11 protein-coding genes are annotated in these 16,303 nt (G+C 62.9%); 4 read left to right on the top strand and 7 right to left on the bottom strand.

Going from position 1 to position 16,303, the window contains the following annotated elements:
- Window positions 1-424 precede the first annotated feature (424 nt).
- Window positions 425-2,392 carry a M23 family metallopeptidase gene (locus ACQ5BM_RS33975; RefSeq protein WP_429820638.1) on the top strand — a complete coding sequence of 656 codons (1,968 nt, stop codon included), beginning with the start codon at window positions 425-427 and terminating at the stop codon, window positions 2,390-2,392.
- A 266-nt stretch (window positions 2,393-2,658) separates the two neighbouring features.
- Here ACQ5BM_RS33975 and clpB read toward each other — a convergent pair whose 3' ends face one another.
- Together clpB and ACQ5BM_RS33985 are read right to left on the bottom strand one after the other, a co-directional pair.
- Window positions 2,659-5,265 carry an ATP-dependent chaperone ClpB gene (clpB, locus tag ACQ5BM_RS33980; protein WP_429820640.1) on the bottom strand — a complete coding sequence of 869 codons (2,607 nt, stop codon included), beginning with the start codon at window positions 5,263-5,265 and terminating at the stop codon, window positions 2,659-2,661.
- A 272-nt stretch (window positions 5,266-5,537) separates the two neighbouring features.
- Window positions 5,538-6,560, bottom strand: a complete 1,023-nt coding sequence (locus ACQ5BM_RS33985; protein ID WP_429820642.1) for an NAD(P)-dependent oxidoreductase — start codon at window positions 6,558-6,560, stop codon at window positions 5,538-5,540.
- Window positions 6,561-6,689: 129 nt separating this feature from the next.
- Between ACQ5BM_RS33985 and ACQ5BM_RS33990 the strand changes: the two genes are divergently transcribed.
- A complete protein-coding gene (locus ACQ5BM_RS33990; RefSeq protein ID WP_429820645.1) occupies window positions 6,690-7,274 on the top strand; it encodes a TetR/AcrR family transcriptional regulator in 585 nt (194 codons plus the stop codon).
- Window positions 7,275-7,468: 194 nt separating this feature from the next.
- On the opposite strand, the gene ACQ5BM_RS33995 is transcribed toward ACQ5BM_RS33990, so the two are convergent.
- From ACQ5BM_RS33995 to ACQ5BM_RS34015, 5 genes are all read right to left on the bottom strand, one after another.
- The gene (locus ACQ5BM_RS33995) at window positions 7,469-8,125 is read right to left on the bottom strand and encodes a DUF4167 domain-containing protein (RefSeq protein WP_429820647.1); all 657 of its coding nucleotides are present in this window, start codon (window positions 8,123-8,125) and stop codon (window positions 7,469-7,471) included.
- A 333-nt stretch (window positions 8,126-8,458) separates the two neighbouring features.
- Window positions 8,459-9,328, bottom strand: coding sequence for a peptide chain release factor N(5)-glutamine methyltransferase (gene prmC, locus ACQ5BM_RS34000; protein ID WP_429820650.1), 870 nt, complete (start codon window positions 9,326-9,328; stop codon window positions 8,459-8,461).
- Between the two features lie 3 nt (window positions 9,329-9,331).
- On the bottom strand, window positions 9,332-10,414 hold the full coding sequence (gene prfA / locus ACQ5BM_RS34005; RefSeq protein WP_173520587.1) for a peptide chain release factor 1: 1,083 nt from the start codon (window positions 10,412-10,414) through the stop codon (window positions 9,332-9,334).
- A 71-nt stretch (window positions 10,415-10,485) separates the two neighbouring features.
- A complete protein-coding gene (ptsP, locus tag ACQ5BM_RS34010) occupies window positions 10,486-12,753 on the bottom strand; it encodes a phosphoenolpyruvate--protein phosphotransferase (RefSeq protein WP_429820653.1) in 2,268 nt (755 codons plus the stop codon).
- A gap of 87 nt (window positions 12,754-12,840) precedes the next feature.
- Window positions 12,841-14,115 carry an aspartate kinase gene (locus ACQ5BM_RS34015; RefSeq protein WP_173520585.1) on the bottom strand — a complete coding sequence of 425 codons (1,275 nt, stop codon included), beginning with the start codon at window positions 14,113-14,115 and terminating at the stop codon, window positions 12,841-12,843.
- A gap of 168 nt (window positions 14,116-14,283) precedes the next feature.
- On the opposite strand from ACQ5BM_RS34015, the gene ACQ5BM_RS34020 reads away from it, so the two are divergent.
- Window positions 14,284-14,541: a hypothetical protein gene (locus ACQ5BM_RS34020; protein WP_429820655.1), complete on the top strand. Its 258-nt coding sequence runs from the start codon at window positions 14,284-14,286 to the stop codon at window positions 14,539-14,541.
- A 218-nt stretch (window positions 14,542-14,759) separates the two neighbouring features.
- Window positions 14,760-16,292, top strand: a complete 1,533-nt coding sequence (locus ACQ5BM_RS34025) for an ABC-F family ATP-binding cassette domain-containing protein (RefSeq protein ID WP_429820657.1) — start codon at window positions 14,760-14,762, stop codon at window positions 16,290-16,292.
- Window positions 16,293-16,303 lie beyond the last annotated feature (11 nt).

Here is a 16,303-nt window from a genome sequence, read left to right on the forward strand (position 1 = left end):
TCAGCCTCAGCCAACCAAGGAAACTCTAGAGCGAAGGTCGTCGTCGCCAGCAGCGCCGCCGCCCTCGTCAGTGATCGGGCTTATAGACCCCACACCTCCAACACGTCAACAGACATTTTCAAAAAAAATGACAGATTTCTGACAAAGCCCGGAAACGCAGGACTTTGAGCCCCCAAAAAAGTTTTGCCTCCCCTTTTCGGCCTGTGGAGACACATTTTGGCCCTCACTTTTTCACAATCCGCCGATCTAAGCGAAATCGACGATGCGTCGCGGATGCTTTCGCGCGGGCAGACTTGGGATAGCTGGGATATCGACCCCCTCCCCTCCCCGTGATTTGACTCCATTACGCGAAAGATGCACATCTTCGCGCAACGTATCGCAGGCAAGAATACGGTTTAGAGAAATCGGGGACCCTCAGCTCGGCATGAACACCGACAAGAACATGGTCAGGTCGCTCGGCGACCAGCCGCCGATCCTTGCGCATGGCCGTCGCGCGCCCGACAGGCGCGAGATCTCCTTACGCTGGCTTTCCGGTACCTTTCTCACTGGCATCACCTCAAGTCTTCTCATGGGCGTTGCGCTTTTTGCCGCCCTCGACGGGCGACAGCAGCTTGCGATCCCTGCCGAAGCCTATGCGGCGCTCGACGCCGCGCCGAATGGCGACGAACAGGCGCGTGCCGTGCGCGGTGGTCGCATCCTTTCGCCGAAGCTCGTCGCCAAGCCGGCCGACAAGACGGTCATGGAAGTCTCCACCATGACTCATGACGGCGAGAAGGAAGTGGTCCGCAAGCAACCCTTCGTTCACGTCAAGATGGCGCTCGCCGCCAACCATCAGCCCTCGGAAAGCTATCCGGACTTTGATCCGCTGGCGATCTTCTCCGCCGACGAAGCGGACGAGGAATCCCCGGTCGCCCGCACCGGTACGCTCTACGGCTCGAACGTCGATTCCGAAGTGGCGTTGAAGACCGTCGATTTCCCGCTGCATGGCGGCGTTGCCTTCGACAGCTCGATGTCGCTCGAGGAGGTTGAGGAAAATGTCCGCACCAATGGTTCGGTCCTGACCGAGGGCAGCACGCAGGTCGCTTCGCTCTATTACGTCGACCCGCAGCGTTTCGCTTCCGAAAGCGATGGGCTTGATCTGCTTCAGGGCCTGACCGCCCGCATCGTCGAGCAGAACAAGAGCGACGCCGCCTACGAGACCATCGACGAGGAAAGCACCGAATACGCCGACGACATCATTCCGGTCAGGCGCCAGACCGATATTGCAACGGTGATGGTCAATGCCGGCTATGCCAAGGCACAGGCCGAAGACGCCGCCGGCTATATCGGCGACGCGCTCGGGGCGACGGAACTCAGCGAAGGCGATGTTCTGCGCATCGGCATCATTCAGAACGGCGAAGCGCAGAAGGGCGAAGAGGCCCGCATCGTGCGCGCCACCATCTATTCGCGCAATCGCCATGTGCTGACGATGGCGGTCGACGACAAGGGGCGCTTCGTTCCGGGTGCGGAACCGCCGAAACTCGACGCGGTCGCCACCGCCTTCGATGACAACGGCGCGCCTGTCATGACAAGCGGCTACGATTTGCCGCGGGTCTATGACGGCATCTACCGCGCCGCCCTTTCCTATGGCATGAGCGCCGACATGGTCGGCCTCGTCGTCAAGCTGCTCGCCAGCAACGTCGATTTCCAGGCGCAGCTGAAGCCGACGGACTCGCTTGAAGCCTTCTTCTCCGTGACCGACGAACGCGGCATGGCGACGGAAGACTCCGAGCTTCTCTATGTCCGCGCCAAGTTCGGCGATGCGGTCACGGCCTTCTATCGGTTCCAGGACCCGGAAGACAATTCGATCGACTACTTCGACAGCGAAGGCAAGAGTATCCGCCAGTTCCTGCTGCGCAATCCCGTGCCGAACGGCCATTTCCGCTCTGGCTTCGGCATGCGCCGCCATCCGATCCTCGGCTTCTCGCGCATGCATACCGGCGTCGACTGGGCCGCTCCGCGCGGCACGCCGATCATCGCCGCCGGTAGCGGTGTGGTGGAAAAGGCCGGCTGGGATTCGGGCGGCTATGGCAACCAGACGCTGATCCGCCACGCCAACGGCTACGTATCCTCCTACAACCACCAGAGCGCGATCGCCAAGAACGTCAAGGTGGGCAGCAAGGTCGTCCAGGGCCAGGTCATCGGCTGGGTCGGCACGACGGGTCTTTCGACCGGTCCGCACCTGCATTACGAGTTGATCGTCAACGGCAACAAGGTCGATCCGCTGCGCATCCGTCTTCCCGGCGGCAAGTCGCTTTCCGGCGACGCGCTGGCGAAGTTCGAAAAGGAACGCGATCGCATCGACGAGCTGCTGAACAAGGACGGCGCCGGCGCCGAAGTCGCAAGCAACTAAAGCGGGTCGCGATCTCTCAGATTCGCTCCTCGCGCTTTAGGTTTTGATATCGCACGACCGCTGCGCACTTTTGCACGACATGCTCTACTGCATGTTTCCTTTACTCGTAGCCGATTAAAGGACAAAAAAAGCAGCAATTCAAAGTGCTACAGCGACCTTTGCGCGTCTGATAAGACGCGCGGCGCTGTAGGCGCCCCCTCCCCTCATCAAAAATGTGCGCAAATGAAAAGGCCGCCCCGAAGGACGGCTCTGTCTTTGATGTCTTGTCAGGCGGCTTCCTTGTCCGCCGTCGCTCCGCGCTTGAAGTTGAGGCGGTCGGAGCCGGCGAGCACCTTCACGGTCGAACCATCCGGGAACTCGCCCTGCAGTATCTTCTCGGCGAGCGGATCCTGCACGTATTTCTGGATCGTCCGCTTCAGCGGACGTGCGCCATAGGCCGGATCGTAGCCCTTGTCGGCCAGGAACGCGCGGGCATCGTCCTCGAGCTCCAGCGTAATCTTGCGCTCGGCAAGCAGCTTGCGCAGCCTTTCGAGCTGGATATCGACGATCGCACCCATTTCCGAGCGGCGCAGCCGGTGGAACAGGATGATCTCGTCCACGCGGTTCAGGAATTCCGGCCGGAAGGCGGCCTTCACCACCTCCATCACCTGATCGCGAACCACATCGCTGTCCTCGTTCTCGCCGAGGCCGGTCAGATATTCGGCCCCGAGGTTCGAGGTCATGATGATCATCGTGTTCTTGAAGTCGACCGTGCGACCCTGACCATCGGTCAGGCGGCCGTCGTCAAGCACCTGCAAGAGCACGTTGAAGACATCCGGATGCGCCTTCTCGATCTCGTCGAACAGCACGACCTGGTAAGGCCGGCGGCGAACGGACTCGGTCAGAGCTCCGCCTTCCTCGTAGCCGACATAGCCGGGAGGTGCGCCGATCAGGCGGGCCACGGAGTGCTTCTCCATGTATTCCGACATGTCGATACGCATCAGCGCGGTTTCATCGTCGAAGAGGAAGCGGGCAAGCGCCTTGGTGAGCTCCGTCTTACCGACGCCGGTCGGGCCAAGGAAGATGAACGAGCCGATCGGCCGGTTCGGATCCTGAAGCCCGGCGCGCGAACGCCGGACGGCGCGGGAGACCGCCTGCACAGCGTCACCCTGGCCGACGACCCACTTCGCCAGCTCGTCTTCCATCCTGAGCAGCTTGTCGCGTTCGCCTTCCAGCATCTTGTCGACCGGAATACCGGTCCAGCGCGAGACCACATGCGCGATGTTGTCGGGGGTCACGACCTCCTGCACCATCGGATTGGCATTGGCGTTTTCCTGGCTTTCGGCATCGGCAAGCTCCTTCTCGAGCTTCGGAATGACACCGTAGGTCAGCTCGCCAGCACGCTGGAACTCGCCCTTGCGCTGGACGATCGCCAGTTCGTTGCGGGCTTCGTCGAGCTGCTTCTTGAGGTCAGCGGCACGACCGAGCTTCTGCTTCTCCGCCTGCCAGCGAGCCGTCAGCGCCGATGCCTGCTCTTCGAGCGAAGCGAGGTCGAGCTCGAGCTTCTCCAGCCGATCCTTCGACGACGCATCGGTTTCCTTCTTCAGGGCCTCGCGTTCGATCTTCAGCTGAATGACGCGCCGGTCCAGCTCGTCGAGTTCTTCCGGCTTGGAGTCCACCTGCATGCGCAGCCGTGACGCCGCCTCGTCCATCAGGTCGATCGCCTTGTCCGGCAGGAACCGGTCGGTGATGTAGCGGTTGGAAAGCGTTGCGGCAGCGACCAGCGCCGAATCCGAGATCCGGACCTTGTGGTGTTGCTCGTATTTCTCCTTCAGGCCGCGCAGGATCGAGATCGTGTCCTCGACCGTCGGCTCCTCGATCATGACAGGCTGGAACCGGCGGGCAAGTGCCGCATCCTTCTCCACGTGCTTTCGGTATTCGTCGAGCGTGGTGGCGCCGACGCAATGCAGTTCGCCGCGCGCAAGCGCCGGCTTCAAGAGGTTGGAGGCATCCATCGCCCCGTCCGCCTTACCGGCACCGACCAGCGTATGCATCTCGTCGATGAACAGGATGATCTCGCCGTTTTCGGACTGCACCTCGTTGAGAACAGCCTTCAATCGCTCCTCGAACTCGCCGCGAAATTTCGCACCGGCAATCAGCGCGCCCATGTCGAGCGCCATCAGCCGCTTGTCCTTGAGGCTTTCCGGCACGTCGCCATTGACGATGCGGAGCGCCAGCCCCTCGGCGATCGCAGTCTTGCCGACGCCGGGCTCACCGATCAGCACAGGATTGTTCTTGGTGCGGCGCGACAGCACCTGGATGGTGCGACGAATTTCGTCGTCACGGCCGATGACGGGGTCAAGCTTGCCTTCACGCGCGTCTGCCGTCAGGTCGCGCGCGTATTTCTTGAGGCTGTCGAACCCCTGCTCGGCATTGGCGCTATCGGCAGTGCGGCCCTTGCGGATGTCGTTGATCACCTGATTGAGCTTGGTCGGGGTCACGCCGGCCTTGGCAAGAATGCCAGAGGTCGCCGCCGAGCTTTCGATCGCAAGCGCCAGCAGCAGACGTTCGACGGTGACGAAGCTGTCGCCGGCCTTCTTCGCAGCCTCTTCGGCACTCGAGAAAACCCGGGCGAGCGGCTGCGACAGATAAACGGAGCCATTGCCGCCGGAAACTTTGGGGAGCTTGGCAAGTGCCGCATCATTGCCGGCACGCGCTTCGCGGGCGTCGCCCCCGGCGCGCTCGATCAGCGAGGCGGCCATGCCCTGATCGTCGTCGAGCAGCACTTTCAGTACATGCTCGGGCGTGAACTGCTGATGTCCTTGCGCCAGTGCATAGGTCTGCGCCGACTGCAGAAAACCGCGCACGCGCTCGGAATATTTTTCAATGTTCATACTTTACCTCCATAGCCCGGCAGGCCCGTCTCGTGGCACCCGTCGGTGTTTCAGGATCAAGCTCCCGCATTCGGCAAGCCTGTCAGTGTGGAGCGATCCCCGCCTTGCGCCGGATCAACGCATCCGAAGCGAATATGGGGCACCGATTTTGGAAATTAAAGAGCCGCCCATGGTCCCTCGACGGAAATCTGCAACCGAAAAATGCGGCCGCCTGACGGTTTGCCCCGCGGTCGCATTTGCCGTCGAGGAGGCGAGAACCTCCGCGGGCTTCGTTAAGCCGCGATCATCGACCGTTCGGTGAAGGACGCGCCGAACTCCTTCATGCGCCGCACATAGTAGGCGGGGTCGATCAGAACCTCCGGGAGGTAGAGACCGGGAGCCGGCGCGTCACCCCCCTCAAGGCCGAGCATGCGTTCCACGGCGAGCGCAATGCCGAGGGCGGTCAACGGCGCCTGGCCCTCCGGCTGCACGATCTCATGGCGATGATCGAGTGGCTGGCCGTCCCTGCCCCGCCCCGCCATCTCGATGACGATCTCGGTCGAAAACGGTTCGCGGCGACGCCTGCTCGCGGATTCGCTATAGGCAAGGTCCAGCCGGATGTTGGCGGCATTCGTCCGGGCCGCAAGCGCCATGACGTCGAAGGGCGAATAGGCAACCGCATCGAGTTCGACGCCGTCGACGCTGACATAGCGTGCCTTGGAATCCTCGCCGCCGGCCCAGCGAAACCTGCCATCCTTGACCGTCAAAGCCGCCGGCGCAAATCCGGTAATGCGGTTGTAGTCGGCGAGCGCAGCCGGGCCGCCCATGTCCTGTTCGTCGAGCAGGACCCCGATGCGGATCCTGTCGATCGCCGTATAGGCTTTCGCAAATTCGAGGATCGGGAAGACCGCGGCCCCGGCGAGCCAATGGCTGGCGAGCAGGATCGGCGCCTTGTCCGGCGCGTGGATATATTGCGCCATCTCCGGCCCCACCTCGAACGTGCCGCTGGACAGGCTGATATAGGGGATCCCATGGTGCTGGGCGTAGCGCATGGAGCTCAGCTTCTCATCCTTCAGAAAGATGACGACAGCGCTGAAGCGCAGCTCATCGCCAAGGCCGAGATCAGGCCGCTCCAGATCGACGCTGACGCCGACGGCGTTTCCCACCTCCCGCGCGACGGCCTCTGCCCTGCCGAGATCGCGGCCGCCGACGGCGAGCGGCAACGTGGGCTGTAGCCGACGGATGATTTTCGCGGCCTGCGATCCGACAACCCCTGAACCGCCGATCATCAAAACAGGCAGAAACTTGCTCGACATCTTCCTATCTCCTAAACGAAAAGTACCCGATTGGTTATCTAACTTACTTTTAGTAAGTTACCATTAGTAGATAAGTTGCCGAACACCGCTTTCAAGAGACGTGGCGACGCGAAAGGAGGATTGCGATCGATGGCCCCGACGAAAAGTCGAAAGCTCGCCAAACCCGAACGGCGTGCCCAATTGATCGAGACCGCCAAGGCGATCCTGCGCGAATGCGGAGCCGATGCCCTGACGCTCGGCCACCTCGCCGAGCGTGCCGGCGTCAGCAAGCCGATCGCCTATGAACATTTCGGTACGCGCGAAGGATTGCTGATCGCGCTGTCCCAGGAAATCGAAGATCGCCACGCGACCAAGCTGCAGGCCGCGCTCGCCCGGGCGCCGAAACAGCTCGGTGCGGTCGCCGACATCATCAGTTCGGTTTACATCGACTGCACCGTCGACAGTGGTGAGGAATGGCAGGCGATTTCCGGAGCGCTGCGCGGCAACGCGGACATGATCGCGACGCAGCAGCAACAGGCCGACGACTACGTCGCCATGATCGAGGCGGCACTCGCCCCCTTCGCGAAGATCTCCGCCGGCGATTTGCGTCTGCGTTGCACCGGTATCGCGGGAGCTGCAGAGGCGATCAGCCGCGAACTGATCCGAGGCCGGACGAACGAAACAGCCGCGCGTGCCAATCTTGCGGCATTGATCGTCGACAGCGTCGACCATTGATCGCCAACGGCTACTGCATGTCTCCTTAAATCGACCTCGATTGAAGGACGAAGATATGCGGCAAATCAAAGTGCTACAGCGACCTTTGCGCGTCTGATAAGACGCGCGGCGCTGTAGGCAAAGAAAAACCCGGCCATGCGAAGCCGGGTTTTTGGCATGCCCCTGAACGGGCAATGTCGTTGTCAGGCCGCCGCTTACTCGGAAGCGGCAAGCACCGGCGCTTCCGAGGCGTCGCCCGAGGGCTGGGCCTCGTCGGCAGCACCTTCCTGCGCGCTGCGGCGCGGACGGCGTGGACGCGGCGTATTGCGGCGGCGCGACGCGGCGCGGCCGGAGGCGGCCGGGGCTTCCTCTTCCATAGCCACTTCCGCCGGCGTGCCTTCGATTACCGGCTGCGGACCCGTACCATCGATAACAACGGGCTGCGGCTCGGTTGCAGGTGCTGCTGCAGGCACGGCAACCGGGGCCGGCATGTCGTCGACATAGACCTGATCCAGATCGTCCTGGTCCTGCTCGGATGCATCGTGGCCGCGGAAATCCTGACGGTCCTCGCGCTGGAATCGGTCCTGCATCTGCGCCTGTGCGGCAGCAATGATGCGGTTGTAGTGTTCGGCGTGCTGCAGGTAGTTTTCTGCTATCACCCGGTCGCCGGAACTCTGGGCATCGCGCGCAAGCGCTGCGTACTTCTCGGCGATGTGCTGGGCGGTACCGCGAATCTTCACGTCCGGGCCGGAGCTGTCGTAGGTCCGCGTCAGCGGGTTCGAGCCCTTGCGGTTGTGATTGTTGTTGTTTCCATTGTTGTTATTGTTGTTATTCCGCCCGCGGCCGCGCTTGTTTTGCTGTCCTGGCCTCATAGTACATTCACCCGAATTCTCTTGATAATGATGATCATGTGGTTTCGTCTTCCGGCCGGATCCGTTCACGCCCGACAGAACACGCACCGCTGCGCTCGCACAACGGCGGCTTCGGCGCCGACTGACGTCAAATTAACAGGTACCTGCACAAGGCACTTGTTGAACCCTAGCAACTCTTTCTTGAGAGCAATCCCCGTGGCCAGGTCATACCGGAACGAATCTTAGGTCCATGACCTTCTGCCCAGTGCGCGGGCAAACTAGCCCGCTTCCTCTGGGATTCCAAGCCCTTTCTTTGCCTGTGCAAGAAAGAAGATGCGTCAGTGCAGCATTTTTTCAACGGTTGATGTCGCGTTCGAAGATCAGGACGCGGTCATTACCACCAAGATCCTTCGCCTCTTCACGCAGACGGAAATCTTCGGCGTTAAAAAGCGCCGTCACCGCCTCTTTCTGGTCGAAACCGATTTCCAAGCCTATCACGCCATTTGTCTCAAGATGATGACCAGCCTGAGAAGCGATGGCGCGATAGGCATCAAGCCCGTCTGCTCCGCCATCAAGCGCTGCGGCCGGGTCGTGAAGTCTCACCTCCGGCTCAAGCTCATGAACGACACTGGACCGGATATACGGCGGATTTGAGACGATCACGTCGTAGCGTCCGTCCACCTTTTCGTACCAGTTGCTGAGAAGCGGCCGGAATCGATCGGCAAGACCGAGAGCGGCTGCATTCGCCGTCGCCGTTGCCAGTGCGTCCTGCGATATATCGGTAGCCGTGCCCCTTGCTTCAAGAACCTGCGACAGCAGCGCGATACAAATCGCTCCGGTACCGGTGCCGAGATCAAGAAGGGCGCAACTCCCCTTTCGCGCCACCACCTCGCGCAGGTAGGGGATCATCCGGTCGACGAGCGTCTCGGTATCCGGACGCGGCTCCAGCGTTTCCTTCGACAGTTTCAGCGGCAGGCCGAAAAATTCGCGTTCACCAAGAATGCGGTAGACCGGTTCGCGTGCCAGTCGCCGCGCCACGGCCGCCCGGATCTTCGCGGCATCCGCCTCCGACACAGGCTCCCTGCCCCGCGATACGACCGCGCTCAGCGACAGGTCGAGCAGGCCGGAGATCAGATGCCGGGCATCGAGCGCCGCATGCTCGATGCCGCCCGCCTGCAGGCGATCGCGGCTTTCGGCGACGAGGCTTGCAAGTGTTTCGGCCATGGCTCAGCCTCGCTGTTCGCCGAGCTGCGCCAACTGGCTTGCCTGATAATCGGCGAGCAGCGCATCGACGACCTCGTCGATCTCACCCATCATCATCCGGTCGAGCTTGTAGAGCGTCAGGTTGATGCGATGGTCGGTCAGGCGGCCCTGCGGGAAGTTGTAGGTACGGATGCGCTCGGAGCGATCGCCCGAGCCCACCTGGCTCTTGCGGTCGGCCGAACGTTCGCTGTCGGCGCGCTGGCGCTCCAGGTCGTAGAGGCGCGAACGCAGGACCTGCATCGCCTTTGCCCGGTTCTGGTGCTGCGACTTTTCCGAACTGGTGACGACGAGCCCGGTCGGAAGGTGGGTGATGCGCACGGCCGAATCCGTCGTATTGACGTGCTGACCGCCGGCGCCCGACGAACGCATCGTGTCGATGCGGATATCCTCGGGGCGGATCTCGATATCGATGTCTTCGGCCTCAGGCAGCACAGCGACAGTGGCGGCCGAAGTATGAATACGGCCGCTTGCCTCGGTCTCCGGCACGCGCTGCACCCGGTGCACGCCGGATTCGAATTTCAGCCGCGAGAACACGCCGCGCCCGGAAACCGTCGCAATGATTTCCTTGTAGCCGCCGGCTTCACCGTCGCTCGCCGAAAGCACCTCGACGCGCCAGCCTTTGGCGGCCGCATAACGCTCGTACATGCGAAAGAGATCCCCGGCAAAGAGCGCCGCTTCCGATCCGCCGGTGCCGGCGCGAATTTCGAGGATCGCACTCTTCTCGTCGGCCGCATCCTTCGGCAGAAGCAGGATCTGGATTTCCTGCTCCAGCGTCTCGATCGTCGCTTCGACCTCGGGCTTTTCCATTTCGGCGAGATCACGCATCTCCCGGTCGGTCGACTTGTCGGCGAGCATGGCGGTGATGTCAGCCAGCTCGGCCGTTGCCTTCTCATAGGCGCGGATCTTCGTCACGACCGGCTGCAGTTCGGAATACTCCGAGGCGAGCTTGACATAAACGTCCGCAGCTGGGCCGGCAGACATGCGGGCCTCGATCTCACCGAACCGCCGTTCCAGTTCGCGCATCTTTTCAACGGGAAGCTTTGCCAAGTCTCACTCCAAATGCGTCTCCCCTCGCCCGGATCTGGGTCCGGACGAGGGTCACGACGCGTCAATTCAACCTAAACCGGAATGCCGTTTTCCGCGGCGAAATCCACCAGCATCTGGCGAACGGGCGCCTGGTCGCGCGTGTCGTCAAGCGCCGCGTTCAGCGCGGCAGCAAGCTTGCCCGCGTCGAGTGCCAGGAGCATCGCCTTGACCGGTCCTACCGCCGTCGGCGACATCGACACCGAGCGGAAGCCTAAGCCCAGCAACGCCATGGCCGAGAGCGGCTTGCTCGCCATCTCGCCGCAGAGCGTCACCGGCGTATCGTGCCGGTCGCCGGCGCGCACGATGTCGCGCAGGATCCTGAGGAACGGTCGTCCGAGCACGTCGAAACGATCGGATACGCGGGCGTTGCCGCGGTCGACCGCCATCGCGAACTGGAAGAGATCGTTCGAGCCGACCGAGACGAAATCCACTTCGGTCATCAGCTCGTCGAGCTGCCACAGCAGCGCCGGCACCTCCAGCATCGCGCCGAACTGCAGCTTGCGCGGCAATTGTTCGCCAAGCTTCGACTGCCGCTCGATTTCCTTCTGCAAGAGATCTCGCGCAATCCTGAGCTCGGAAACCTCGGTGACCATCGGCAACATCAGCTTGAGCTCGGCACCGGCCGCAGCGCGCAGCATCGCACGAAGCTGGGTCCGCAGAAGACCGGGCCGGTCCAGCGACAGTCGGATCGCCCGCCAGCCAAGCGCCGGGTTTTCCTCTTCCGCCGCGCGGAAATAGGGAACGACCTTGTCGCCGCCGATATCGAGGGTGCGGAAGGTCACGGGTTTGCCGCCCGTCTGCTTCAGCACATTGCGGTAAAACGCTTCCTGCTCTTCCGCCTTCGGCATGGTCGAGGCGATCATGAACTGGAGTTCGGTGCGGAACAGGCCGATGCCCTCGGCACCCGCCTCGTTCAGATGCGGCAGGTCGACGAGCAGGCCGGCATTCATCTGCAGCGTGATGCGTTTGCCGTCCTTGGTCAGCGGCTCGACATCCTTCAGCGCCCGGAACTGCGCCTGGCGCCGCGCCCGGAAGCGAACCTTTTCCTCATAGGCGCGCTGCAGGTCGGCGAGCGGCCGCAAGTGCACCTTGGCATCGTCGCCATCGATGATGATCGCATCGCGGTTTTCCGCGAGCGCGACAGCCCCCGTCGCCTGTCCGATCACCGGAATGCCCATGGCACGGGCAACGATCACCACGTGGCTGGTGACGGCGCCCTCTTCGAGCACCAGGCCGCGCACGTTTTCGCGCGGGTAGTCGAGCAGCTCCGCAGCGCCCATGGCGCGCGCGACGATCACCGCATCGTTCGGGAAGTCGCTGGCCGAGAGCTTGGCGCCGTAGCCGGAAAGCTGGCGCAGCAGACGGTTGGCCAGATCGTCGAAATCGTGCATGCGCTCGCGCAGATACGGGTCCGTCAGGCGGATCATGCGCGCCTTGGTTTCGCTCTGGACGCGCTCGACCGCAGCTTCCGCCGTCAGACCGTTGCGGATCGCCTCTTCGAGCTTGCGCACCCATCCCCGGTCATGCGCGAACATGCGGTAGGTTTCGAGCACCGCCCGATGCTCGCCTTCCATCGACACCTCGCGGCGCGACAGCATGTCGTCGATCGAAATGCGCAACGACCCCAGCGCTTCGGCAAGCCGCTGCAGCTCCTGGTCGGTATCCTCGTTGAGGAGGTTGGTGACGACGATCCTCGGTTCGTGCAGGACGACATAACCGAGGCCGATGCCTTCGCCGTAGCTGTTGCCCTCGATCGAGACGGGGCGCGAGAGATCGAGCTCGAGGCCGGGCTTGGTGATCTTCTTGAGCTCGCCGGTCGCCACCATCTCGGCGAGAACCATGGCGGTCGTCTCGAGCGCCTCGACCTCGTCCTCGCGATAGTTGCGCATCGCCTTGTTCTGGACGACGAGAACGCCAAGCGCACGGCCCGTGCGCAGGATCGGCACGCCGAGGAAGGAGTGGTAGATCTCTTCGCCGGTCTCCGGCAGGTAGGTAAAGGCCGGATGCGACTGGGCATCGGACAGATTGAGCGGCCGCGCCGAGGCGGCAATGGTGCCGACGAGGCCCTGCCCCATCTTCAACTGCGCCAGGTGGACGGCGGCCTTGTTCAGACCTTCCGTCGCGTAGAGTTCGAGCACGCCGTCGGAACGCAGGACGTAGACCGAACACACTTCCGCAACCATGTTCTGCGCGATCTGGCGCACAATACGGTCAAGGCGCTCCTGCGGCTCCAGCGGTTCCGCCATAAGCTCGCGCAACCGCTTGAGGAGAACGCGCGGACCTGCGGAAAGGTCTCTCATCGCGTAGGGTCTCCCGAAATAGAGTAGACGGCGGCAGCCGGACGCGCGGCGTAAACCGCCGCGAATCCCAAATCAGTCGCCTGTCGATTAACTCTTATCGAGACCGTAAGCGGAATGCAAAGTGCGAACCGCCAATTCCGCATAGGGACCGTCGATCAGGATGGAAATCTTGATCTCGGAGGTGGTGATCGCCTTGATGTTGATGCCCTTCTCGGCGAGTGCGCGGAAGGCCGAAGCAGCGACACCGGCGTGGCTGCGCATGCCGATGCCGATGACCGATACCTTGACGAGGCCGGCCTCGGACTGAACGACGTCGTAGCCGATCTTTTCCTTGTTGTCGCCGAGCACCTTCAGCGCCTTGTCGACGTCGCCCGACGGAACGGTGAAGGTCATGTCGGTCTTCGAGCCGTCCTCGGAAATGTTCTGGACGATCATGTCGACGTTGATATGGGCTTCGGCGAGCGGTCCGAAGATCGCGGCGGAGACGCCCGGCCGGTCGGCGAGACGGCGCAGCGAAATCTGGGCTTCATCCTTGGCATAGGCAATGCCGGTTACGACTTCCTGTTCCACGATCTCATCCTCATCACAAATCAGCGTGCCGGGCGGATTGAGAAGGTCACCCATGCCCGGCGCATCGGGATCTTCGAAAGACGAACGCACGAAGGTGCGGACCTTGTGCACCATGGCGAGCTCGACCGAGCGCACCTGCAGCACCTTGGCGCCGAGCGATGCCATTTCCAGCATTTCCTCGAACGCGATTTTCTTCAGCCGCCGCGCCTTCGGCTCGATGCGCGGGTCGGTCGTGTAGACGCCGTCGACGTCGGTATAGATGTCGCAGCGGTCGGCCTTGACGGCAGCAGCGATCGCCACCGCCGAGGTATCGGAGCCACCGCGGCCGAGCGTGGCGACGCGATTGTCCGGCCCAAGGCCCTGGAAGCCGGCAACGACGGCCACCTGGCCCTCGCCCATGCGGCGGATGATTTCGGCACCCTCGATGTCGAGAATGCGTGCGGCGCCATGGGCGTTGTCGGTGCGGATCGGGATCTGCCAGCCCTGCCAGGAACGGGCGTTGATGCCCATCGACTGCAGCGCGATTGCAAGAAGACCCGAGGTCACCTGTTCGCCTGACGCGACGATCGCGTCGTATTCGCGCGCGTCGTAGAAGGGCGAGTTGGCGCCGGTGGCCTTCGGCATGTTCTGCACCCAGCCAACCAGTTCGTTGGTCTTGCCGGACATGGCGGAAACGACGACGGCGACTTCATGGCCGGCATCGACCTCGCGTTTCACATGGCGGGCGACATTGTGGATGCGGTCCAAATCAGCGACGGAGGTTCCGCCGAATTTCATCACGATGCGTGCCATGTGCCTCTACCGGTACCCAATTTTGCGCGCGCAGGGCGCGCGTGACAGGAAAGCCCCCGCCGGCGCCCGACGGTCAAAAAGCTTGGGAGACTTCTCGGACATCGGCAGTCACCGCTTCGGGGAGCGGAAAGTCGCGGCGTCTCTTAGCGGATCAGGGGGCCGCACGCAATGGCAAGCGGACACGGATTCGGGCCTCGCCGCCGGCTCGGACAGGTACGTTTCGCAACAATATTGCCAAAGGAATGGCATGACGGAAATATCTGTGCCGCAGGAGCCTGCAATGCCGCGTTGAAAATTACCGGCGCCGATGCTAAAGGTGGCTTGCAACTCGAATTCGAGAAAGGGGGGCTGCACGTGATTACATTCTTCCGGCACCACCGCCAGCGTGGCCCCGTCCAAGCCCTGCAGATGCGTTTGCAGGGCTGACCGGACATACTTCGCAATCTCGCGAACCTATCCCTGGTCTGCCCAGAGTGATGCAGTGCGGAACCGTTCCGGTTTGAACGCCTGCATCGTCTTCTATTACCGAGTGACGGCCCGAGTGCAGCAGCTTTGCTGTCGCGGGCTCGACCATCCGCCAACCACGGCATGAGCTTGCCGCCCACGGATGTCTCACCGTCGCTCGCGCAGTCCAGAGAACGACCATGGCCTTGATCAATATCCGCAACCTCGGCGTCAGCCTGAGTGCACCGCTTTTTTCCAACCTCAATCTCTCCGTCGCCGCCGGTGATCGCATCGGCATCGTCGCCGCGAACGGCCGCGGAAAGTCGACCCTCTTGAAATCGATCGCCGGCACCTTCGACCCAACCGCCGGCGAGATCACGCGTTCGCGGGGCCTGACCATCGGCCACGTCGAGCAGAACGTGCCTGCTCCCCTGCTACCTCTCTCCTTCCACGATGCCGTTCTCTCGGCCCTTCCGGCCGATCAGGCGGAGAACGAAGCCTGGCGCGTCGACATCGTGCTCGACTCCCTCGATGTGCCGGAGGCTCTGCGCCGCCGCTCTGTCTCGGAACTGAGCGGCGGCTGGCAGCGGCTGGCGCTTCTTGCCCGCGTCTGGGTCACCGATCCGGATGCGCTGCTGCTGGACGAGCCGACCAACCATCTGGACCTCGCCAAGATCGCCCGGCTCGAAGCCTGGCTGAACGCCCTGCCGCGCGACGTGCCGGTGTTGGTCGCCAGCCACGACCGCGCCTTCCTGGATGCGACCACCAACCGCACGCTGTTCCTCAGGCCCGAGCAGTCGCCGATCTTCGCGCTTCCCTACTCACGCTCCCGCGCAGCGCTCGACGAGGTCGATGCTTCCGAGGAGCGGCGCTACCAGCGCGACATCAAGGTGGCGCAGCAGCTTCGCCGCCAGGCTGCCAAGCTCAACAATATCGGCATCAATTCCGGCAGCGACCTGCTGACCGTGAAGACGAAGCAGTTGAAGCAGCGGGCCGAGCGGCTGGAGGACGCGGCAAAGCCCGCGCATCAGGAACGTTCCGCCGGCGCGATCCGGCTCGCCAACCGCGGCACCCACGCCAAGATCCTGGTGACGCTGGACGATGCGGCCGTCGAAACGCCGGACGGAACCCCACTCTTTCGCACCGGCAAGCGCTGGATCTGCCAGGGCGACCGCATCGTCCTGCTCGGCGAAAACGGCGCCGGCAAGACGCGGCTCGTCAACCTCATCCGCGCTGCGATTGAGGAACCCGGCCGCGCGCCCGAGCCTCTGAAGGCGACACCCTCGCTCGTGCTCGGCTATAGCGACCAGGCGCTTGCGGGATTGTCCGACGACGAGACGCCGCTTGCCGCGCTCTCCCGCCGCTTTTCGCTCGGCGATCAAAGGGCACGCACCCTGCTCGTCGGTGCCGGCGTCGGCATCGACATGCAGGAGAAGGCGATCGGCCGGCTTTCCGGCGGCCAGAAGGCGCGCCTCGCCATGCTGGTCCTGCGCTTGAAGGAGCCGAATTTCTACCTGCTCGACGAGCCGACCAATCATCTGGACATCGAGGGCCAGGAAGCGCTCGAGGCCGAGTTGCTGAAACACGAGACAAGCTGCCTTCTGGTGTCCCACGACCGCAGCTTCGTGCGCAATGTCGGCAATCGCTTCTGGCTGATCGAGAAGCGCCGCCTTGTCGAAGTCGACGACCCGGAGGACTTCTTCGCGTCCACCGCGGCGAGCGAGCTCGGGTAGCGACGGTGTCA

The sequence above is a fragment of the Ensifer sp. B1-9 genome (genome assembly GCF_050474445.1).
Classification (GTDB): Bacteria; Pseudomonadota; Alphaproteobacteria; order Rhizobiales; family Rhizobiaceae; genus Ensifer.